The sequence below is a fragment of the Salicibibacter kimchii genome (genome assembly GCF_003336365.1).
In the GTDB taxonomy this organism is placed as follows: domain Bacteria; phylum Bacillota; class Bacilli; order Bacillales; family Marinococcaceae; genus Salicibibacter; species Salicibibacter kimchii.
The window spans coordinates 383,751-407,420 of record NZ_CP031092.1 but is presented as its reverse complement, the minus strand read 5'-3'; the positions used below and the strand labels follow the sequence as shown (position 1 = coordinate 407,420).

The window sequence follows — 23,670 nt, the reverse complement described above, 5'->3', positions numbered from 1 at the left end:
TTTGACCCGGTGATAAGCGTCCGTAATTCCGGAAGCCAGAAATTAGAAGCTGGAAGATCATGCTTTATTGCATGCAAAAGGGGTTTCCGATCTTCGGCCTCTGAAACCCGACCTCCATCGTTATATCGAAATCGAGAACCCGCCATCAAAGAAATACAAATATTTTTCATAAACGTTCGTTTTCCATATTTGTTCGATGGCTTCCGTGTAGAGGCGTACCTGTTCTTGATAACGATCGCGTAGCAATGCCTCATTCATCCGGCCGGTGATCTGATCGCTCTTGTAATCAATAAGAACGAGACGTTGTTCATCATCACGAAACAAACAGTCGGCCACCCCTTGGATAAGAATGGGGTCCGGATAGTCATCGCTCCAACTCGGATAGATTTGGTCCACGGATTTGACGAACGTAAATGGGATTTCGCGATAAACATGAGAAGACCGCCGGAGTCGTTTGCCCAGTTCAGATTGAAAGAAACGTAAAATAGCATGGGCATTAACTGCTTGCGCTTGTGTTTCGGTTAGCAGTTCTTTTTCCTCCATTTCATTGACCGTTGTTTCAATTTGAGCAACGGTCTGCACTTGAAGGGAGACGCGTTGCATCACCGCGTGCATCGCTGTTCCAAATTCGGCACGGTTAAGAGAACTTTTATCTTCTTGCATGAAACGGGGCCTTTCGGCATTGGTGGACTGAAAATGGCGGTCACGTCTCGGTTTCGCAGCGTATGGATCTACATTATCGTTACGCCTTTTTATTTCGCTTACGCTCTGTTTCGCAAAATGGGTCGTTGCCGAAGGCCGTGGATAGACCCAATCGAGACGTTTTTGTACGAGATCGGCAGCGGAATCGTCTTTGGACCCCGGATCAATGGACTGTAATGCTTGCACCTTGGCCAAGGTCGTTTCCAAGTCGCCGCTTGTTGTTTCCTCTGCAAAAAAGCCTTGGTTTTTTGTAAGCTCAACGTTCCATTCGGATTCATCTGCAAGAATGGAAGTGGAAATGCTTTCCACTGTTTCGCGTAATGCACTTGAATCGGGATGTCGGATGATGGAAGGACCAATCCAATCGAAAAATGTTTTTGCCCGTGTCCGCGTTTGCAAAGGCAATCGCTCGCTCCCCGTCATTGCTTTTTTTATCCATCCCTCTATCGTTTTCTCCCGATCTTTCGTTGATCCTACAAGAATGGCTTTTTCTTTGGCACGAGTCATCGCTACGTAAAGAATGCGGAGTTCCTCCGAAATTTGCTCTTTTTGCGCTTCCTGTTTAATGGTGATGAGGGGCAATGTCGGAAACGTTACCCGCCGTTCAGTATCCGTATATTTGGAGCCAAATCCTAACGATTGATGAATTTGTATGGACGCTTGTGCATCTTTCAAATTAAATTGTTTCGTCATCCCGGCGACGAACAGTACCGGAAACTCTAAGCCTTTGCTTTTATGAACCGACATGATTTTCACGACGTTTTCTTGTTCTCCGAGGGTACGCGCGACTTCCAAATCGTCTCCTCTCTCTTCCATCCGGTCGACGAAACGCAGGAAACGGAATAGACCGCGGAAAGAGGTTTGTTCATATGCGCGCGCGCGATCATAAAGGGCATGAAGGTTCGCTTGCCTCTCCTTTCCTCCCGGGAGGCCGCCGACGAAGGCATCATAGCCAGTTTCATGGAACAAATCCCAGATTAATTGGGATAGAGAATGATTGCGCGCTTGGGATCGCCATTTTTGCAAATGGTTATAAAAGGCCACCACCCGATTTCTCCATTCTCCTCCGGCCCTTTGTTTTTCTTCCATAAATGAAAGTTTGGCGTCATCCGAAAGCACCGGTTGTTCCGCAACAATTTTTTTCATCGCTTCATAAAAAGGTTCTCCTTTACCGGCTAAACGGATATCGGCCAGTTCATTTTCACGTAAACCGACGATTGGGGAACGGAGCACACTTGCTAACGGAATGTCTTGGTACGGGTTGTCTATCACACGCAATAACGCCATCATGACTTGCACTTCCACCCGTCTGAAATACCCGCCGGATTGAGCGGCGTAACTCGGGATGCCCGCTTGCTTAAAAATATCCATATACATTGGCGTCGCCTTCATGGTGCGCATTAAAATCGTGATGTCCCGATATTCCACAGGGCGCGTCTGGCCTAGGTGTTTATCGTAAACGGGAAACCGGTTTTCAATCATTGATTGAATGCGCTCCGCGATCCATTTCCCTTCTTTTTCCGCAGCTTGGAGTTCTTCTTCCTCGTCGTTCCCATGTCCCGTTCGGTCCAGCAAAACGACCTCGTTCTCATAGCCTGTTGCCTTTTGATCGTAGTCCATATTTCCGTAACGAAGCACTTGGCTTTCGTCATAATGAACATCCCCGATCGTTTCGTCCATCACTTGTTTAAAAACATAATTGACTCCATCGAGCACTTGCTTTCTGCTGCGAAAATTTTCAGCGAGGTCCACGCGAACGCCCTCGCTTTTGATGTTTCGCACATCTTCCCTTCTCAAGGTTACATAGCTTTGTTGTTTCTCCAAAAAAAGCGAAGGTTCGGCGAGACGAAAACGGTAAATGCTCTGTTTTACATCCCCGACCATGAAGCGGTTACGGCCATTAGAAAGCAAGTGAAGAATCGCTTCCTGGACCCGGTTTGTATCCTGATACTCATCGGTGAGAATTTCCGTAAAAAATTCTCGGTAGGCAAGGGCAACCGCCGATGGTTGTTGGATTTTTTCTTCCCGTAAAATTTGCAAGGTTAAATGTTCCAAATCTTCGTAGTCGATGAGCGCTTTTTCCTTTTTCACTTCCGCGTAACGTACGCTAAACGCTTGAACGAGCGTTACAAGCAAACGTACAATCTCTTTCATGTCGCGAATCTTTTCCAAATGGGTTTCGGGGGCTGGAGCAAATATTTTGGAAACATCATTAATGATTTCTTTTGCTTCATCCCGATACCTTTTGCTTTCTTCTGCCATCGACGCTTCGGCACCTTTGTCTTTAACAGGCATCCTTTGTGGCGAGAAATGTTTGAACGTCGCGTGCCAATCGTTCCAGTTATCGCTCGCCATCAAGGCTTCCAGCATTCGATGTTCATTTGTGAGCACATCGATGTAGTTTGAGGGCCCGGAAGGGTGCTCGGCAAGAGATAATGCTTTTTTTAATAAATCGGCGGCGACTTGCAATTGTTCACGAGCGTGCGCTTGAAAAGAAGCCCCCCAGGGCGTCTCTTCCAAACTTTCATACGGATGTTCATACATGTGAGCCATCTCTTCCAGCCAGCGGTGCGGTTCCGGTTGCGCACGTGCCTGGGTGAATAAGGACAGCAACAATTTTCGAAGCCCATCATCACTGCGATCGCCGCTGTAAGCATCCACCAACTCAAAAAAAAGCGCGTCCCCGGCACCGTAATAGTCTTCCAAAAGCTCGTCCAGTACTTCTTCTTTCAAAATTTCCCGTTCGGTATCATTGGCAACCCTCACATTCGGGTCGATATTTGCCTCATAATAATAATGGCGAATCAATTGGTTGCAGAATGAATGAAGCGTGGAGATGTGGGCACGGTTTAATAAATGGCGTTGCCTTTGCAAATAGAACGATCCGGGATTCTCTTTCAATGCTTCGTCCAATCGTTCGCCAATGCGAACGCTCATTTCAGCTGCCGCCGCATTCGTAAAAGTGACAACGAGCAAGCGATCGATCTCTGCAGGATCATTCGGATCCATCACTCTACGCGCAATTCTTTCGACGAGCACAGCGGTTTTTCCGCTCCCGGCGGCCGCTGATACGAGGATGTTCCCGCCGCGTAACGCGATTGCGCGCCACTGGTCATCCGTCCAGCGGACGTTGGCCGGCTTTTCCTCGAGCTGCCACCGCACTTGTTCCGTATTGGGGGTCATGATTCATCCTCCTCTCGCTTCATACCTTCCATCGTTTTTTCAACCGAAAGCGTGGGCAACAATCGGTAGTCATTGGTCGGAAGGGTTGGATCGAATTGACAAACCGATTGGAGCGGGCAGTACGTACAGGCAATTTCGTTTTTATCGGTGCGATAAGGTTCGATCCCAACATTCCCGTCGGTCAGCCTTTCCCCGATTTCTTTCATCTTAGTGTGCAAATACCGCCTCAGTGATTGGAAATCCTCTTTCGAAACGACGGAAGATTTGGATGGGGAAAACGCGCCGTCTTTTTTCACGTAAGCAGGAATAATGGACGAATGTCCTCCTTCATGAAGCTTTTGATCCATCAGGGCAGCTATATTTTTATCCGCGGGCAAAACCCCCTGCATCTTAAACTGTTTCAATAGGTGGTCGGCAATTTTTGTATCATCCATGCTTTCATCCGCTTCAACGACCGGATTGTGGACATGAAAATAAAACATTCCTCCGATATCTGCATCTGTGCCTAACCATTGTTTGGCGCTATGCAAGACAATATCCAAATAGACCGGCATTTGTAAGGAAATGCCGTGAAAAACATCTGATAAGCGCCATTGTTGCCGACTCGATTTATAATCAATCACACGCAACAGGTCGCCGCTTTCACTCTTAGCATGATCCACGCGGTCAATACGCCCGCGCAAAGACAGGTTGCTTCCGTTTTTTAACCGAAATGTATAAGTGGGGATATTCCCTTTTTGATTCCCGAATTGGACTTCCAGCCCAATAGGAACAAAGCTTGATGATTGCGCCTGGGTACGTAACGTCTTCGTCGTATGGACAACGACGTCTTCCAACTTTTTGCTTAAGTAAGCATGACGATTCGTACTGAACATAATATTTCGTTGAACGTGGGGCAGCAGTTTCTCTACTGTTTCCCGAGCAATTTGTGCGCACTCCTGATCGGAAAGATCCGCCCAAACAAGATTATTTTCCCGTACCACTTCGGCTACATCTTTGAGGGCAGCGTGAAAAAGTTCTCCGATATCCGGAGCTTCTAATTTGAAAACCTCTCGTTCTTTCAACCCTAATCCATACGTGCCAAAATGCCGAAACGCACATTTTTGAAACATTTCCATGCGGCTGACGCTCGTTTGAATATCTTCTCCATAAAGCTCCCTCGTCGTTGCTGCCTCCAACCTCGTGGCTTCATTTTTGTAAAATAAACTTCCCAACGCGGTTCGCAAGCGGTCCTGCCATTTTGATTTTGTCGTAAACCAATTGTAGACGTGCCACCAAACGTCCGAAATCTCTTCGCCGTTTCGCCATTTCTGCAATTGCATCGCCAATTCTTCAATCGCTTGGTCCGGATGGTTGATAAACGTCGATTGCATGTTTTCCTGCGCACTTCCGGCATCGGATTCGATAAATGTGTGCGGCATGTTTGGATACTGCTCCCACAAACGTCCGATAAGGGGGGAGGGAAGCAATGTTTTGCCATCTTCATCGGCCAGCGCGTAGGTGTAAATCAGCAAATCAGTCGAACTTGCCTCGGCCATATAAAGATAAAAAGGTTCGTTCCAAAGAAGGTCATTGGCAGAAGGTCCGACGGACAGGCCGATATCTTCCAGTTGATCACGTTCACGGTCACGGATCAGCCCATCTTCTTCCGGTTTGGCTGGCAGAATACCTTCATTTGCACCGAGAATAAAGGTGACACGCACATCCGGCAGACGAGAGCGTTCCATATCCGCGATGGTCACTTGATCAATGGCAGGAGGAACAATGGCAAATTGCATGCTTTCCAAGCCGGCATCCATCATACGGGTAAAATAAAAGAGGGAGAGATCATCATCGCCGGCAGCATTCACAAATTGATCGAGCATATCCATTACATTTTCCCATACTTGATCATGCTCGGCAGCATTTTCCAACGAGCCGGCGGCGATTGCTTGGTCCCGCATTCGTTCAATTTTGGCCGGCAACTGTAATTCTTCGAAAAAAAGATACAATGCTTCACAACGTCTCCGTACACTTTCGCTTTGTTTTACACGCGCTTCCAACGTAAGTAACGGTGCGATCAACGTATCTCTCGTGTGGTTAATGCGAGCTTCAATCTTTTTTTCCATGTCGGTCTGTCCGTCGCTATCCATGACATTACGGTGTCGTCGGTAGTGCCAATGGCGCTTTTCTTTCCATTTATTTCCATAAATGCCGTGAGCCAACGCGTAGTTTTCCAGCTCATCCACTTTTTCGCGCCAATCCGTCCAATCGTCGGTGACCGCAAAAAACAAATCGGTTTTCAAAGCGCGAAAAACCGCTTCAAATGACCAATTTTTTTCCACGATTTCCAGTGTGGAGCGAATCAGTTCAACGACCGGGTGGTGCATCATCGATCTTTTTTCATCCAAAAATATAGGGATTTCAAAGCGTCCAAACACGCGTTTTAGCAATTCATCGTACGGGCGGTCGTCGCGAACAAGGAGAGCAATGTCCCCGTATTGATACCCATGGTCGCGAACGAGTTCAATGATTTTCCGGGCAACTCCTTCAATTTCCGCCCGCCGATTCACCGCCTCAAACAACTGGAGGGCTTGGCCTTCTTCATGAGCACTCGGGGGGCGGCCTGAAAACGTGCGCACGTTCCAGCCGATGTTGTTCGTTTTGGCAAGCGTCGTCAGTTTTGTGTACGTTTTCGCCGTCAGGTAGAAACGGTTAAGTTCATTGGGGCTCATCTCTTGGTTTGGAACATGATCAATGGTAAGGGAAACGGTCATCTCCTTCACTTTGGAAAACAGGGATTCGATGACATACAGTTCCTGCGGGCTGAAATCATAAAAACCATCGACATAAACAATCGCGTCCTTTAGCCACTCCGAATCCGGTAATTGTTGGATAAGCCGTTTTAGCGCTTCTTCCGTATTCATGTACGTACCCTGAAAAGCTTGTTCAAACCGCCCATAAACGAGGGAAATATCATGGAGTTTATCGCGCAACCCAGCGGGTTCCCCATCCTCTTCTAATTGTGATTGTTTTTCGGTGATCACCTCCGTTGTCAGCGCTTGCCTACGCATTTCCGTCATCATCTGCTCCAACTCATGAATAAAACCGTCCGTATCGGCAGCTTTTCTAAACACCCGGAAATGCTTTTTCTCATCTTCTACGATTTTGCGCAGAAGCATATGGACACCGGCCCGTTGCAATCGGTCTCCGGTGTTTCCCCCCGTTTCCTGCAAGATGCGGAGCGCCAGGCGTGAGAAGCTCAACACATGGGCACGGGCCATCCCGCCGAGCTGTTTAGTCAATTGGTATTCGATTTGAAATGTCATTTGTTCCGGAACGAGAATAAGAATGGGCGGGCCATCGACGGCTTCCTCGGACAATGCGTGTTCTACTTCATTTAAAAGGGTGGTCGTTTTTCCACTTCCGCTTTCCCCAACATAAAAACGCAATTGCATGTTTACCCTTCCTCTCCTAGCTCATGAATGTGCTGCCATACTTCACCCGCGGGAACCATCAATCCTACACTGCCTCCTTGTGGCTGTTGTCTTGTTGCAAAAATGACACCGACGACTTGTCCGTCTTCATTGATGGCAGGGCTGCCGCTGTTTCCCCGGTAGGTGGGCGCGGAAATGGTCGTTGGATTTCCGGTTTCAAGAATCTCCCCTTCGTTGGCGATGCCGGTGAAATTCAGCGGGTTTCCTATAATCGTAATATAGGTTCCTTCCTCAACGTCTTCGTCTTCCGGTTGCAGTTGGAGGGAATCGACAGCCGCCTCTTCCTCCACCTGCATCAATGCCAAATCCACATCGTCGGATTGGCTCACGAGGGTTGCTTCGTAAGCGGAGCCGTCGTGCAGCGTCACAACCGTTTGCAATGCATCCTCTACCACATGGCGGTTTGTGGCAATGAGCCCATCCTCATGAATAACAAAGCCTGTTCCCCGCGTTGATCGCCCCGGTTTCTCCACTTGCAACGTAACAACGGATTCCCGCCACTCAGCCACGTCTTCATCCTGGGACAATTCATAAGACGTTGTCAGGAAATCCACGACATCAGGTTGAAAGAGTTGAATAAGAGAGGTAGCCCCTTGGATGACCAGTAAAAAGGATACAAAAATAATGCCTACCTTCGTCCAACCCTTTTTCCTTTTCTTTTTCTTCACAGCACTCGCATCTTCTAACTCTTCGCGATAGAAATCTTCCAAAGGCGGCTCTTCCGGCGGGATATCCTCCTCGTTTCTTTCTCCCGGATCATGATCGAACCCCTCGTTCTCTTCCTTAAAGCTATCTTCGTGTCGTTCATCAGGTTCCCATCGACTGTAGCGATCCATGTGTAAAAAGTCTCCCTTTAATATCCTCTATCTATCATAGCATAGGTGATTCTTTCGACATAGAGGGAAATGAAGAACCTATGTTTGGTATCATCATAGCATGATCGCTAAAAAGATGCCAATGAAAACGATAAAACGGCCGCCAAAGCAGCCGTTTTTCATTCGCGAAAATAATCTTTTTTAAACCCGCCGATAATACCGGTGTTATCAATAATGAAATAAAATTCATCGGTTTCATTTTGCACATCGTATGTTTTCCCGGGCGTCAGCACCCGGTCCACTTTATACTTTGTCGCGTTTGCGTGGACACACGTAATGGTTTTCATCGGGGGGCGGTGATGCCACTGCAAATGTTGCATGAAGTGTCTCTCCTATCATTCGTCGTTACTCATAATGAAAACTGAGTTCGGGTAAGTGATCCAAAATAAACTGCGCTTTTATAGGATCGGCTTTTAAGTTAAATCGTTTGTAATACGTCAACACTTTATCGAAATGATGCACCATTTTTTCATTGTCTTGAAAAATTCGTTCGAACGCTTCATCGGCCAACATGAAGGCGGCCACGAAATCACTAAAAGGAATGACATAAAAACTGCTTTCGCTCTGCAAAGATGTACATTGGCACATTTCCCGCGCCTGTTCTCTAAAAAAAGACGCTACTTCTTCCATGTAATGACGATATGAATCGGGTACACGTACGGCCTTGTTCTCATATAAATCCGTGAGTTCTCTAAAGAACGTGATGAAAAACGGAACATCTTCCCGTTTGACGCTTAAGTCGAAGCCATCTTCTTTTATTTTCGGCCATGTGATCGGTTCCACGGCATGATTCAGCGAACGTAGGTAAAAGTAACGTTTAGGGGTATGATTCATGCTACTCCCTCCAAGCATTGGTCGTATGTTTACGACCAACGTTTTCTCCATAATTGAAAGTAATTATCATTATTATATCATGAGCATCGACAGAAAAAAACCAATAGATTTCTGCGCAATTAAAACAACCGGGGTTATAACCCCGGTTGTTGGCGAGTCGTTCCTCGATTATAAACAGTTTAATCGTCGAATGTCACCAATCATATCAACGAGCGCGGAATCGTTGAATTCGGTATTGTTCAGCTCTTCTTCACACAGAAATATGTGCAACGTATCCCGGTCCGACTTCTTTTCCAAATATACACCGCTCTCCTCCGCCGTCTCATTACTGGCAATAACCTCCAGTCCTAATTTTGCGGCAACGGCTTCAATCTGCCAGTTATCTCTCGGCAAATCGATGCTAATCGTAAGACGCTCCGGTGTATTTTCGGTAATAAGTCCCCATCTTGTTCCCTTCCATGAACGACAACCTGTTCGACTATTCAGGGAAATACCTTTGCGGTCATCCCGAGAAAGCTGAGTGTTTGACCAGCCTCGCATTTGAATAGCCGCACATAGTTCACGCGCTTTTGTTGATTGTACACGCATGTCAATCCCTCCTTAAAAATTTAGGCATTTGTCATTGACGTGTGCCGTACGAATGCGACTACAATGAGAGACCTTAGAAAATAATACCTACAATACATATCTCTTGTTAGGATGCATTGCAGGTAGCATATATAATACCATATTTCTTCAATTTTACAACCTTTTTTTTAATATTTTTCACATTCGGAAGGGTTACCGGCTAAATTAGTGCTTTTTTCCTTTTTTTAACAGCAAAAACAGGCGCCCTTTCGGACGCCTGGCTGTGTGCAACGAATCATCAATAGGGAACGAACCTCTTCTGCTGGAGGTTCACTTTACCCTTCCAGCAATAAGTCTTCCGGTTCTTCAAGCAGTTGCTTTAATGCGACAAGGAAGCCTACGGCTTCTTTTCCGTCTACAATTCGGTGATCGTAAGATAACGCGATATACATCATCGGTCTGTTTTCCATTCGCTCTTTATCAATGGCAACCGGGCGCCATTGAATGGTATGCATGCCTAAGATGCCGACTTGTGGTGTATTCAATATTGGCGTGGACAACAAGGAGCCGAAGACACCGCCGTTGGTGATCGTAAATGTTCCGCCTTGCAAATCATCCAATCCTAATTGATTGTCACGCGCTTTTTCCGAGAGTCTGCCAATCTCGTTTTCAATCCCGGCGAAGCTTAAGCGATCGGCATCGCGCACGACCGGAACAACAAGGCCATCGTCTGTGGAAACGGCCATACCGATGTCATAGAAATTCTTTTTGATAATTTCTTTGCCTTGAATTTCTGCATTCAATAACGGGAATTGTTTAAGCGCACCAATGACCCCTTTCGTGAAGAAGGACATCATGCCCAGTTTCGTCCCGTCGTGTTTTTCCTGGAACGATTCTTTTTTTCGTTTCCTTAAATCCATGATGGCCGACATGTCCACCTCGTTGAACGTCGTCAGCATGGCGGTAGATTGTTGCACGTCTACAAGGCGATTGGCGATCGTTTGGCGCCGCCTCGACATGCGCTCCCGTTCCACCGGCTTTCCACCGAATTCATCGTCTGTATCTTTGCTTTCGGGCGCACTTTTTTGCGATGACGCCTGCTGACTTTGGGCAGCTTTATTGGACTCATACGATTCGATATCTTCTTTTCGCACTCGACCGAGCGGGTCGCGAACCGGAACCTCGGCAAGGTTGATGCCTTTTTCACGGGCAAGTTTGCGGGCGGCCGGAGATGCAATAACATGTTCGGAAGATTCGTCTCCATTATCGCCTGCACTTTCTTGTTGTGGAGCGGATTCTGTTTTCTCTTTTCCGCTGCTTTCGCTTTGGGCCGGCGCCTCTTTTTCTTCTGTTTTTTCATCGGAAGACGCCTCATCCGAGGGGCTGCTGCCTTCGGTCGCGTTTTCATCGAGTTTGGCAACGACGTCACCGACGGAAACATCTTCCCCTTCTTCACTCAAGATTTCTTGCAATACACCTGCTTGTTCAGCATTTAGTTCGACGTTTACCTTATCCGTTTCAAGCTCGGCAACGGCTTCGCCCTTTTCTACGTAATCGCCCGGCTGTTTTAACCATTCGGCAATCGTTCCTTCAGTGACTGATTCTGCGAGCTCTGGTACTTTTATTTCTGCCATTTAGTCGTCTCTCCCTTCTTGTAGGCCCAACGCGTCATTGATGATTCTTTGCTGTTCGTTTTTATGGACATTGGGGTCGCCTTCAGATGGGCTGGAACGGCGTCTTCTGCCGATATACTCAATATCAATGTCCGCGGGCAACGTTTCACGTAGATAAGGCTCGATATAGCTCCAAGCCCCCATGTTTTTAGGCTCTTCTTGTACCCATTTGACATGTTTAACATTTTTATACTTGGAAAGAACGACCTTGATGTCTTCTTTTGGATATGGATACAATTCCTCAACTCTCGCGATATGCAAATGGCTGACATCCACATCTTCGTCGATCGTTTCATGGAGATCGATGGACACTTTACCACTGCAAAAGATAATTGTATCTACGTCTTCTTCTTTGTTACCGCTCGTTTTCGGATCTTCGATAACTGCTTTAAATTTGCCGTCGGTAAACGCTTCGTGCGAGTCTGCAATCGTTTGATTTCTGAGCAGGCTTTTCGGCGTCATCAACACAAGTGGCCTTACTTCGTCCATTTCCAACGTAGCGGCTTGTCGGCGTAACAGATGGAAATACTGGGACGTGTTCGTGGCGTTGACAACGTTCCAGTTATTCTCGGCAGCAAGAGACAAAAAGCGTTCCAATCGCGCGCTTGAATGTTCGGGGCCTGCCCCTTCATATCCGTGCGGCAATAGCAGAACAATGCCTGATCGTTGCCCCCACTTTGCTCTTCCGGCCGAAATGAATTGATCAAAATGAACTTGGGCCGCGTTATTGAAATCTCCGTACTGTGCTTCCCAAAGGACTAACGTATCCGGTGCCTGAACGTTATAACCGTACTCAAATCCTACGACGGCTGCCTCGGAGAGCGGGCTGTTGTGAAGGGCAAAAGATGCGTTTGCTGTCGATAACGTGTGCATCGGTGAATGATTCTCTCCGGTTGCTGCATCATGAAGGATGAGATGACGGTGGTTAAAAGTCCCTCGTTCTGAATCTTGTCCCGTCATCCGGATCGGTGTACCATCGGATATAATCGATGCAAAAGCAAGGGCTTCGGCGTGCCCCCAATCGATCTTCCCTTCCGTAAATGCTTTTTCCCTACGGTTGAGGATACGCTTCACATTGCGAAAAGCAGTGAATCCTTCCGGCTGTTCAAGTAATTCTTCATTCATTTGCTTCAACGTATCATAGTCGACGCTCGTTTCCACATCGGGCAACCCTTTTTCAATGACTTCAGGTGGCTCTGTTTCTCCGGGGGTGTAGCTCCCGGAAACTTTCTCATATTCTTTTTCCAGTTTTTCTTGCATTTCTTTTTGCATGGCCGTTGCCTGTTCCTCTTCGAGGATACCTTCTTGTTGGAGCTTATCGGCGTAAATCGTTGTGGCAGTGTCATGCGAACGAATTGTTTCGTAAAGTTTGGGTTGGGTCGCCGCGGGTTCGTCCCCCTCGTTGTGGCCATAACGACGATAACCCACTAAATCGATCAAGAAGTCTTTATGAAAGCGACTGCGATATTCGCAAGCCAGATGCACGGCTGCTATACAGGCATCAGGATCATCAGCGTTTACATGAATGATGGGGATCTCAAACCCTTTCGCCAAGTCGCTGGCGTAGGTGGTCGATCGGGAATCGTGGCTTTCGGTCGTGAAACCGAGCAAATTATTCGCGATAATGTGGAGGGTCCCTCCGATTTGATACCCTTTCAAGCGGCTTAAATTCAATGTTTCAGCCACGATGCCTTCACCGGGGAATGCCGCGTCTCCATGCACAAGAATGGCTCCGGCCTTGTTGGCTTCAACATCCGGAAACCCGGTTTTTTCACGATCCTCTTGTGCAGCACGGGCGTATCCGGCTACAACGGGGTTAACAAATTCCAGGTGGCTCGGGTTGTTAGCGACGCTCACCGTTGTATGGGTGGACGCTTGATTAATTTTCCGGTTTGCGCCTAAGTGATATTTGACATCACCGGTCCAACCATAATTTAACGTCGTTGCACCCTCCGAGGGAACGGTTTCTTTATTAGGCGCATGCTTGAATTCGGAAAAAATCAGATTATATGGCTTGCCCAATACATGTGCAAGTGTACTTAATCGGCCGCGATGCGCCATGCCGAGCATGACATGGTCAGCGCCCTCATGCATGAAATATTGTACCATCTCTTCAAGCATGGGAATCATGGTGTCAAGGCCTTCGACGGAAAAGCGTTTTTGCCCAACAAAATTCTTATGCAAAAATTGCTCGAATTTCTCGGTAGCCGTTAATTGTTCAAGGAGATGCTTTCGTCTTTCCTCCGATAAATCTTCATAAATGTCTCCGGATTCAACCATACGGTTCAACCAGCCTCGTTCCTCAAGGTCGTGGACTTGGTCGAATTCAAACGCGATTGATTTCGTGTACATTTGTTTTAAGTGCATAATGGCGTCATAGCCATTTTCTACATGATTCGGGGCATCCTCGCATAGCATATCTGCCGGCATGGATGTTAAGTCTTCTTCATCCAGGCCATTTTCCTCGGGCTGTAAAAGCGGAGACTCCTCTCCGGGGGATTCAAGCGGGTTAACATCTGCCAAAACATGACCGAATCTGCGAATGTTATCCGCAAGTTTTATCGCCTTTGCAATCTTATGCATCATCGTCGTAGACATTTCCGGAGAAACATCGGGAGCATGCCCATTTAGCGGTTTGGCGACGGGAGCTCCGTGAGCTTCAAACCACTCTTTCAAATCCGGGTCTACTTCGTCCGAATCATTCTTGTATTTTTCGTACATGTCCATCACGTAACCTAGATTAGGTCCGTGAAATGTTTCCCAAGTCTTATCCGGCTTGGAAACGTTTCTGTCCATCTGCTACTACCTCCAACTACACTTGTTTGCAACTCAATTGATTAGCGGACTATTTTGAGGTGTGTTTCAATGTCAATAAACCGGGTGCCGGTATCATCACTCTCCCGTTTATCAGCTTTTCGGCACATGAAAAGAGAGGAAGCATCATAACTTGAAATAACACCTTTTGCAAACCTGCTTCCCGTCTCCATATGTTCCTAAAAGTCATTTTGTGTTCACAAATTTATTTTAACATGCCCTGTAACAGGATACAAAAGAAAGGTTATCTATTTCGAAAAGCATCCCGATTTTTTGTCACGAAAAAAAGCCGAAAGCAACAAATAACGACAATTTCTACTTTATTTTATAAAATGAAACGTCTATCAGAGGGAGTTTACCTCCTTCTATAAAGAGGTCGTTAAAACCTTCACGTCTGTTAAACATTATCTTCTGCCTCTCAGTCCTTCCCTCCAAAATGTTGTTTGCATCGTTTGACCATATGCTACAATAAAGTAACATGCCCCTCTCAGGGATTACAGTTGCTGAAGGAGCCAAGATCAAGGGGTGGCATGTGCCATTGTACATCTCTTGTCTAATGGCATAACGTTAAAGATTTGAAAGGGTGGATTAGATGATACATACACTTCTGTTCGATTTGGATGACACATTATTATGGGATAAAAAGAGTATATCCGAATCTCTTTTAGCCACATGTAACGAAGCATTCCGTCAAGTAGGCGTTGAAAGTACAGAGCTGATGGAGGCTGTAAGAACAGTAGCCCCGACCCTGTATGAAAAGCAATCGTTTTATCCTTTGACAACCGCTCTAGGCATCAACCCGTTTGAAGGGCTATGGGGGACGTTTGATGATATTCACGACGTTCGACTCAGGGAGATGGGCGCAAACATTCGGATGTATCAGTTTGAAGTTTGGACGGAAGCGTTAAAGAACGTCGGCATTGAGGATTTTTCACTGGCAAGGGAGCTCTCAAAACATTTCATTGACTATCGGGAGACACTCCCTTACGTCTACGAAGAAACGTTTGAAGTTTTAACAAAAATGAACATCCCTTATCAACTTGCCCTCGTGACAAATGGGGCTCCCAGCTTGCAGTTGAAAAAATTACACATGACAAAAGCGCTTATCCCCCATTTTGACCGCATTGTAATCTCCGGCGCCTTTGGAGTTGGTAAACCGGACACATCCATTTTTTCCTATGCACTAGAACAACTCGGTGCCGATGCGAATCAAACCGTGATGATCGGGGATAATTTACATACGGACATTATCGGTGGCATTCGCGCAGGATTAAAAACGATTTGGCTCAATCGCGATCACGAAGAAGCGGACACCGGGATTGTACCGGACGCTGAAATATCCACTTTGCGCGAATTGGAAGAGACGCTTGGAAAATTAAATGGTTTTGAATAACAGCCTTATATTTATCATTGTCTGGAAGTGATTCCTTGTCTGCGAAACAATATAACAGTACGCACATGCTAAAATTTCTCCTCCCTTCTATTGTCGGGATTATTATATTTATTACACCTATTAACGTGGATGGCGAAATCACCATTCCAATCGCGTGGTTGGCCGAAACACTGGACTCGTTCCTCTCTCCCATCTTGGGAGAACTGATTGTGACCATTACCGCCATATCGGTTATTGGTACGATCCTCTATCGTTACCTCTACCCGGAATGGATGCGCCGTTCGCTTTTTGAGTCCCTCTTTTCCGTAACACCCGTTTGGTTGGTCATACGGATCATCGGATTTATATTCGCAGTCGCCATTCTCTTTGAGTGGGGGCCGGAATGGTTTTGGGGAGAAGCAACGGGGGGAGAAATTCTTGGATTGGCCTCCTTTTTACTTACAATCTTTCTGTTCGCCGGCATCTTTTTGCCTTTGTTGATGAACTTTGGCCTGTTGGAATTCACAGGGGTGTTGTTGCATATCATTATGCGACCGCTTTTTACGATGCCCGGCCGTTCTTCCATCGACAGTTTAGCCTCATGGCTCGGGGACGCGGCCATCGGGGTATTGTTAACGAGTCAGCAGTATGAACAAGGGCATTATACAAAACGGGAAGCGGCCGTTCTGGGAACGACTTTTAATATCGTATCGATTACCTTTACGATCGTCGTCCTCGGATATCTTGATTTGACCCATATGTTCCTTCCCTATTACATCACGATTATCATCGCCGGTTTTGTTGCCGCGATCATTATGCCCCGCATCCCTCCGCTTTCAAGAAAAAGCGAAGAATATTACCCGGGGGCTGAACCGAAAACACGAAACGAAAATTCCGACCAACCGGCAATCACCCGCGCGTGGAAAGGAGCGCTTACGCGAGCCGGCGATGCCAGCACACAAGAAGCCGGGCGTAACGGAATAAGGAATGTCATGGAGATGTGGCTTGCCGTCATTCCCATAGTCATGACGCTTGGTACGATTATGATCATCATCGCTGAACATACCCCGGTTTTTCAGTGGTTGGGCCTTCCTTTCATTCCAATCTTGGAACTTATGCAAGTGCCCGAAGCACAAGCGGCATCGGAGGCGATGTTAATCGGGTTCGCGGACATGTTGCTCCCCGCGATCATCGCTTCGGATATCCAAAGTGAAATGACACGTTTTATTATCGGCTGTCTTTCGATCAGTCAGTTGATTTATATGTCCGAGGTTGGCGGTATGATTCTCGGCTCAAAAATTCCGATTACCTTTTGGCAACTGGTTATGATTTTCTTGTTGAGAACCATTATTACCTTGCCGATTATTGTTTTATGCGCACATATTATTTTTTAAGGAGAGGGTGGCTGGCCAGAGATCCATACATGAAAATTATGATTCCCAGAGATTCGTTCGCTCCTTATCCGGAATGATGCCAGTAATAGCGGTAACATCCATTCCCGGACCCCTCCTTATTAAAGAGCTGTAAAACAAGAAAAAGAAAAAGAAAAGGCTTCCCATTTTCCGGGAAGCCTTTTTAATTCACGTTTTTTTGAAGACGTTGTTCAAACTTGTGAATTTGAAGGTCTTCATGATTTTTTTCATATTGTTTCAATTGGCGTTTAAGTTTATTTTGACTCGTCGTAACCGGGACCATACGTTTGCTTATCAAATTTTGCCGCAAGTACTCCAAGTGGTCGACGCGATAATAATCTTTTTCATTAACGAGATGCAAATAGCGGTCAAATACGTCTGTAAGGGTGTCCGTCGATAATGTCAGCAATCCATACCGCCTTTGCATATGCTGAAAGCTTAGGATCGCTAAATGATTCAGGAGAACATGAGCAAACAATGCTTCATGACCGTTTAAATAGAACCCTTGCTTTCGTAAATACTTAATAAAGACAGAAAGCTCTTTATGATAAAAAAGCGCTTGGTCACGCCCATTCTTTTTGAAGAAGAACTTTGAAGGAACCCGCTCCTGAGCGGCGGTCTGCAAAAATTGATGAAGCTGTCGTTCCATTTCCGGACGCAATAAAAAAATCGGCATCGTCATATTAATAAATCGGGGCATCTCCCGTTCAAGGATCGAAAGCTTTTCATTTTCTTGTATTCGCTCATGGACATTCAATTGACGACGCCGTTTTGCAAATGTCTGTAGTCGTTGTTTCCGTCCCGCCAACATTAGGGACCCCCCTTTATCTCGTGATTGTATTTTCGTGGTGAGCAATCCTTGGATAGTATAGCACAGTCATAATGAAAATAAAACAGAGGATATAAAAGAATATGGACACATATGGAATCAAATACTGATACAGAAGCTCTAACGATTCTATATCCCCATAAATTGACCCTGAATCACTTAAAATGTGATCCAGGGTCCGTTTGTATTCGTTATTCGTTATCGGAGTCAGCCAATAACGAGGTTTCCACCCATTGATCGATTTGGCGTTGAGCGTGTAACCCGAGAAGGTAAACGGCACCCATGTGGGCTTCTGTCTCCTCCCTGAGTCTCTCAACCCCTGTGGGTTGTTCCCTTTCCACGATTCGAAACCCCGCCCCTGCCACTTCTTTATCATTTAATGTCCGATCAAGAAATGCTATGCTGTCATCCAACGCGTGGCGGCCGGTGGCGAGTACCTCGTAAAAGGATAAAAACCCATGCATAACGCCTTCATACCGAATGGCTTCCACGGGAACTTCTTCTTCGTGAAGCTTATGAGCGTAAAGTTCACCTTCATCTCTTAGCGGGTCAAATTCCGCCGTTGCAATAAATGCTGGAGGGAGACCTTCGGCCACCCCTTCGTCAAGGGGGGACACATAGGGATTTTCCCGCATTTTTTCCCCCGGTGTATACGCATCACGTGCTTTTTCCATTACCGTTCTTGACAGCAAGTAATTGCCGCTTGCATATTTATCACGAGTTTCCAAAGGACGGTCATGAAACGTCGTCAAAGGGTAATAGAGAAGCTGGGCCTTTACTTCGGGTCCTCCTTCGTTGCGTGCTTTTAGCGCCGTTACTGTAGCAAGATTGCCGCCGGCACTATCCCCTGCCACAACCATTTTTTCTTTTGAACCGCCTAGTTCCTCGGCCTGTTCATACGCCCACTGCAACGCATCATAAGAATCATCGACAGCTTTTGGAAAAACATGTTCCGGTGCCAATCGGTATCCAACGCTGATCACAATCGCATTTGAACGATAAGCGAGCGCACGGACGATATTGTCATGGGTGTGAATATTGCCATACCCCTCCATGAAAGCACCGCCATGATAGTAAACGATGATAGGGGCATTTTCAGCATCCGCAGGGCGGTGCATACGACCCGGCAATACTGTGCCGTCACTCACGGGTATTTGCAGGGATTCATGCTCGAAAGCAGCCCCGTCGGAAGCATTGTTTCCAGTTAAAAACGATGGCGGGGTCAATTGTTCATCAGGAATGACTAACTGATTGTTAATGGCATGAAGAATCACCGCTGTTTTCGATGGCAGATCCCCTTCTGACGTTGTCGCCCACCCACTGACAAAACTTGATAAAATGATGGATAATCCGATGACAATCTTGAAGGATGCGGAAAATAATTTTCTTTTCATAGTATGCAGCGTTCTTCGCCATACCCCCCTCTCTTTTTTATATTATACCATATTTTAGAGATAATTGTGAGAATAAATTTCATTTTTTCACATAATATCACATATTCAATGAAGGTTGATGCCTGTGGTTAAGATAACCAACATTGGAAAAGTTATGTACTGAGGCATTAGAATGCCTTACGTGGTTTCTTTTTATACCTTCTTACCTAAAAAACACCAGCCCTGGGGGGAGAGCTGGTGTTTTCCTTCATTATGTACGAAATATTTGCGTCCGTTTTCCCTTCAGCACTGTTCTTTTTACACTTATAAATCACTAAGGCCAATACTGATTTCCAATGCGTTTTTCACTTTTTTCATCATCTCATCGTCTAAATAGGTAATTTTGTCCGTAAGACGTTGTTTATCGATCGTGCGGATTTGTTCCAAAAGTACGACGCTGTCCCGGTCAAATCGATGCTCTTCCGCGTCGATTTCCACATGTGTCGGCAATTTCGCTTTTTTAATTTGTGCGGTAATCGCGGCTACAATGACGGTTGGGCTAAAGCGGTTGCCTATATCGTTTTGAATAATAAGGACCGGTCGGACACCGCCTTGTTCCGAGCCGACCACCGGAGATAAGTCTGCAAAGAAAACATCCCCCCGTTTGACGCTTTTCTTTGCAGTTGGATGTTGAGACTGATTCGAATTATTCACGTCATCCATTCACCTCCTTGGTATATTGGGTGTCATGCCTGTTTGATTCTGCTGTGCGAGTCGCTTCCCATTCCACATAGGCGAAGCTTTCGGCGATCGACAGATTTAATTCTGCCATCTCAATATACCCTTCCTTTAAGTCAGCGCGAAGGTGCTCCTTCTTTTTCCGTTCAATATACCGTTGGACCAGCTGACGGAAAAACCGATTCTGTTCGTTTTCGGATAGGTGCTTGATTTCACTGAATAGTTCATCTGTAAGTGGTACGGAAATTTTTTCTGAATGCATGGTCCCTGTGCCCCCCAGACGTGTATTCCACACCATTATAAGCGAAAATCACATGGGATTAAAGATTTTTTGCGAGAAGTTTCCTTAAAAAATAATTTCACTTATCAATCAGGGTGACCTCATTCTTATTCTTTCATGCATAGATACTTCCATTTGATCTCATACTAATCGTTGAAGGAGTTAACAGAAAAGGGGATGAATATCATGCGCTTAATGAAAGGATCTTTGGTCATCATTTTGCTCATGCTTGCCATTTCGAGTTGTGGAAGTGAGAATGCCGAAGATCTGGACGATGACCTTGCCAGAATGGAATATGTGTCGAACCCGGGGGTTGAACATAATGAATTGTATCGAAGAGATCTGCATGAGGCGACAAGCAATTATGATGAAATAAAAGCATACAGTGATCATTACAGTGCTTTTTTAGAACAATTTCATGAGGAACTTCAAAGCCTTTATGCGTACGTTGATGAAACCGATGCGTCTGGTACACAGGCTTCCGTCGGACGTTTATCCGGTTTGGTGGACGACATCACGGATAAGCCAACGCCTCCTGAATTTTATGATCTTAGGGATGTTACATTAGGATCCTTGTTGGAAATGAATGCAGTCGACAAAAACATCAGTGAATGTACGGACGGGAGCACAGAAGCTTGTGACCTTACACGTAGCTATACAGAGAACCTAACGGAATATTTACGAACGATGGAGTATACGCATCAAGCAAAATTAGACGATTTTGGGTTAGTGTCGTGATCGCCTGAGTCTCATCTCCTTTTCGGCCACTCCATTGTGGGGCCGAATCTTCATTTTCTCATGATCTTTCAATAGCCATTCCATAAAAATAGATCCTTTCTTGACACTCCCGCGGCTAAAGCAATGGGATTCTAAAGTGCTATTACGTTCGCAATCCATTTCTGTTTTGAACGAGCCTTTAGTTCAGAGGTGTGCCATCCCCTCGTCCTGTTTCGTTCGGCGTACGATGGCACATGTACCTTACAGGCGGTGTTGCTTTTCCCACAACACTAGTGCAGGACGGCTGAAATAAGTGATCCCCATCGTTGTTGGCGCCAGATTTAGGAAACGTGCCAGATCTCCACCCAATGGTTGAGATACCAAAAATAGAAGGCGCGTTTACTATTAACTTTCGCGAAGAGAACGTCCGAAATCCTCATTATGACACCACTAGAAGGAAGATTACCCCAATTAGAGGTGCCATGAGTGAGTCATGGAACCACTCGAAGGTTAAATAACCCAATCAGGGGTGCCATAAACAAGTTATGACACCTCTAAAAGCAATAATATCCTAATCAGAGGTGCCATGAATAAGTTATGTGGAACAAACCGGAAGGAAAATCAGCCAGTGTGAGGAAATTCAGCCATAATGCACGAGTGACCGCCCTCCTTTTTTGAGTTGCCCTTGGGTGTGACCGGATAATTCGACCACTCTGTACTAGGTTTTAAGATGCGTTCTTTTTGTTTTTTGTTTCGGAAATACCCGAAATCGCTTTTGAAATGTTGATCGCCGCATTCAGGTCTGCGTGTGTTGCGTACTAACATTTCTTGCACCGGAACGTTGTCCCGTTACGGTTGTTTTTGGATTTATGTCCACACTTACACGTCTGCGATGTGTCGTTTGGAACAACATATTCCACTGCGATGCCAGCCATTTCAACTTTATACTGGATAAACTGCTGCAATTGATAGGGAGACCACCGGTGAAGATGACGTCCTGCTTCTTTTTTGATTTTGCCGTATGCCTAATGCCGGTCAAATCTTCCATTCGAACCAAACGAACACCGTTGGCTTGGGCAACATCAACCATTTGACGGCTGATTTTGTGGTTGACATCTTTCATCCTCGAGACTCTTTATCCTTAGATTTAATCATTGCATTCAGACACTTATTTTTTCCCATTTGCCTTCGGGCAGAAGCGAACTTTCTGCGGACAAAAGCCGTTTCATTCCCCTTGAAGAATAACGATTCTGTGCCAACAGAAGCTACGGCTAGATTATTTCATCTAACATCAACCCCCATCACCTTCGGTGATCGTGGCTCAACTTTTGGTTTTTCAGATTCAAAAGCAACCGTCACAGAAGCAAACCAACGACTGCGCTTTTCGTACATTCGGTAGCGCCTTGTTTTGCTCATCCTTCTAAAATTCTATCTAACCAGTGTTGTTGGCAAAAACAGGAACACCGACTCTTTTTTCTAACGTAGGAAATGAAATTTTATACAAAGCATTTTCTTTTTCAATTTTACAAGTTTGATTGTTGAATCCACACCAAAAAGAACGGAAAACCTTTGCTTTTTGATTTTTTTCTTGGATTTAACCGCTCTTATGGTTTGGTTTACAATGGCAGAAGGGAATGTTTCATCTGAACACGACTTAAAATGCTTCGAGGTGGCTTTGTTTAAATCTTTCCATTCAAGCAACCAATTAGCAAACGTTGTATTTGTTTCCGTCATTTTTTGATACATGGATGCTTTGTTTTTGGTTGGTTTTAATAACTCAAGTTTTAATGAAATTGTGGCATATGATGCTCACCTCCCAATTCCATGATACAAACACATGTTTGGTTTGTCATGCTTCATCCCACATCTAAAGACGGGGGCTTTCTCGCTCTAAGTTCTGTAAAAGGATATGCTATTATTATCACAATATTCCCACATGTATATGCTCGCTCGGTGTTTTTTTATCGCTCGTCATGAACGTTTTACGGCGAGCCTCTCTCCCCCGTCATCCAGATAACGAACGTGGGCATGGCCTTTTTTCCGTCGGTACACCATCATCCCCACTGCGAATAGGATCAGAAACAGAGAAGCGACCTGAGCCATCCGTAAGTGTTCCGTAAGCATTAAACTGTCCGTTCGTAAACCTTCGATAAAGAACCGTCCAACCGAATAATAAAGAAGATAGGTCAAAAACAGTTCTCCCCTACGTAAATTTATCCGCCGCAGTAACATTAGCCCGATAAATCCTGTGACATTCCACAGCGATTCATATAAAAACGTCGGGTGATAATAGGTGCCATTTATGTACATCTGATCAATGATAAATTCCGGAACGTATATGCCCTCCAAAAACGCCCGTGAAACGGGACCCCCATGGGCTTCTTGATTGATAAAATTCCCCCATCGGCCGGTCGCCTGTGCCAAAATTAAACTTGGTGCCATAATGTCGGCAAGTTGCCAGAAGGAATGTCTTCGGACATACGCAAAAACAACAAGGGTCAATGTAGCTCCGATCAACACGCCATGCATGGCCAGCCCGCCTTCCCAGACGGCAAAAACCCTTAAAAAATTGTCTGCATACTGTTCCCAGTTAAAAACGACATAGTAAGCCCTGGCAAACAGGACGGATAAGGGAAAACCGATAAGTAGGAGATCGACAAAGGTATCTTTCGGAAGACCGCGGCGTTTGCTTTCCCGGACGGCAAGATATAATCCAAGCAGTGCACTGGCTACAATAATGAGCCCATACCAATAAATTTGGATCGGCCCTAGTTCAACAGCGACCGGATTAATCGCATCCATACTATTCCTACTCCTTCATTTAC

16 protein-coding genes and 1 pseudogene are annotated in these 23,670 nt (G+C 45.9%); 3 read left to right on the top strand and 14 right to left on the bottom strand.

Going from position 1 to position 23,670, the window contains the following annotated elements:
* Positions 1-120 precede the first annotated feature (120 nt).
* The 8 genes from addA to DT065_RS02245 all read right to left on the bottom strand — a co-directional run bounded on the left by addA (position 121) and on the right by DT065_RS02245 (position 14,106).
* A complete protein-coding gene (addA, locus tag DT065_RS02280) occupies positions 121-3,885 on the bottom strand; it encodes a helicase-exonuclease AddAB subunit AddA (protein ID WP_114370492.1) in 3,765 nt (1,254 codons plus the stop codon).
* Positions 3,882-7,322 (bottom strand): helicase-exonuclease AddAB subunit AddB, encoded by a 3,441-nt coding sequence (gene addB, locus DT065_RS02275; protein ID WP_114370490.1) that lies wholly within the window; start codon positions 7,320-7,322, stop codon positions 3,882-3,884. The genes addA and addB overlap by 4 nt, the downstream gene beginning before the upstream one ends.
* Before the next feature lie 2 nt (positions 7,323-7,324).
* A complete protein-coding gene (locus DT065_RS02270) occupies positions 7,325-8,197 on the bottom strand; it encodes a S1C family serine protease (RefSeq protein WP_114370488.1) in 873 nt (290 codons plus the stop codon).
* A 158-nt stretch (positions 8,198-8,355) separates the two neighbouring features.
* Positions 8,356-8,556: a DUF6501 family protein gene (locus DT065_RS02265; protein WP_114370487.1), complete on the bottom strand. Its 201-nt coding sequence runs from the start codon at positions 8,554-8,556 to the stop codon at positions 8,356-8,358.
* A gap of 25 nt (positions 8,557-8,581) precedes the next feature.
* Positions 8,582-9,070, bottom strand: coding sequence for a hypothetical protein (locus tag DT065_RS02260; RefSeq protein WP_114370485.1), 489 nt, complete (start codon positions 9,068-9,070; stop codon positions 8,582-8,584).
* Positions 9,071-9,238: 168 nt separating this feature from the next.
* A complete protein-coding gene (locus DT065_RS02255) occupies positions 9,239-9,658 on the bottom strand; it encodes a hypothetical protein (protein WP_114370483.1) in 420 nt (139 codons plus the stop codon).
* Between the two features lie 314 nt (positions 9,659-9,972).
* Positions 9,973-11,271 carry a 2-oxoglutarate dehydrogenase complex dihydrolipoyllysine-residue succinyltransferase gene (gene odhB, locus DT065_RS02250; RefSeq protein ID WP_114370481.1) on the bottom strand — a complete coding sequence of 433 codons (1,299 nt, stop codon included), beginning with the start codon at positions 11,269-11,271 and terminating at the stop codon, positions 9,973-9,975.
* Positions 11,272-14,106, bottom strand: a complete 2,835-nt coding sequence (locus DT065_RS02245; RefSeq protein ID WP_114370480.1) for a 2-oxoglutarate dehydrogenase E1 component — start codon at positions 14,104-14,106, stop codon at positions 11,272-11,274.
* 610 nt (positions 14,107-14,716) lie between these two features.
* Between DT065_RS02245 and DT065_RS02240 the strand changes: the two genes are divergently transcribed.
* Positions 14,717-15,517: an HAD family hydrolase gene (locus tag DT065_RS02240; protein WP_114370478.1), complete on the top strand. Its 801-nt coding sequence runs from the start codon at positions 14,717-14,719 to the stop codon at positions 15,515-15,517.
* A 35-nt stretch (positions 15,518-15,552) separates the two neighbouring features.
* Complete coding sequence (locus DT065_RS02235) at positions 15,553-16,890, top strand: YjiH family protein (protein ID WP_335743566.1); 1,338 nt, start codon at positions 15,553-15,555, stop codon at positions 16,888-16,890.
* 181 nt (positions 16,891-17,071) lie between these two features.
* Here DT065_RS02235 and DT065_RS02230 read toward each other — a convergent pair whose 3' ends face one another.
* From DT065_RS02230 to DT065_RS02215, 4 genes are all read right to left on the bottom strand, one after another.
* Complete coding sequence (locus DT065_RS02230) at positions 17,072-17,719, bottom strand: hypothetical protein (protein ID WP_114370477.1); 648 nt, start codon at positions 17,717-17,719, stop codon at positions 17,072-17,074.
* Positions 17,720-17,928: 209 nt separating this feature from the next.
* Complete coding sequence (locus DT065_RS02225; protein WP_114370475.1) at positions 17,929-19,131, bottom strand: alpha/beta hydrolase; 1,203 nt, start codon at positions 19,129-19,131, stop codon at positions 17,929-17,931.
* Between the two features lie 303 nt (positions 19,132-19,434).
* The gene (locus tag DT065_RS02220; RefSeq protein ID WP_227002703.1) at positions 19,435-19,824 is read right to left on the bottom strand and encodes a type II toxin-antitoxin system PemK/MazF family toxin; all 390 of its coding nucleotides are present in this window, start codon (positions 19,822-19,824) and stop codon (positions 19,435-19,437) included.
* A gap of 1 nt (position 19,825) precedes the next feature.
* The gene (locus DT065_RS02215) at positions 19,826-20,110 is read right to left on the bottom strand and encodes a hypothetical protein (protein ID WP_114370471.1); all 285 of its coding nucleotides are present in this window, start codon (positions 20,108-20,110) and stop codon (positions 19,826-19,828) included.
* A gap of 204 nt (positions 20,111-20,314) precedes the next feature.
* On the opposite strand from DT065_RS02215, the gene DT065_RS02210 reads away from it, so the two are divergent.
* On the top strand, positions 20,315-20,866 hold the full coding sequence (locus tag DT065_RS02210) for a hypothetical protein (RefSeq protein WP_114370469.1): 552 nt from the start codon (positions 20,315-20,317) through the stop codon (positions 20,864-20,866).
* Between the two features lie 704 nt (positions 20,867-21,570).
* On the opposite strand, the pseudogene DT065_RS02205 reads toward DT065_RS02210, so the two are convergent.
* Positions 21,571-22,591, bottom strand: a pseudogene (locus DT065_RS02205) (RNA-guided endonuclease TnpB family protein).
* Between the two features lie 225 nt (positions 22,592-22,816).
* A complete protein-coding gene (lgt, locus tag DT065_RS02200) occupies positions 22,817-23,647 on the bottom strand; it encodes a prolipoprotein diacylglyceryl transferase (RefSeq protein ID WP_114370467.1) in 831 nt (276 codons plus the stop codon).
* Positions 23,648-23,670 lie beyond the last annotated feature (23 nt).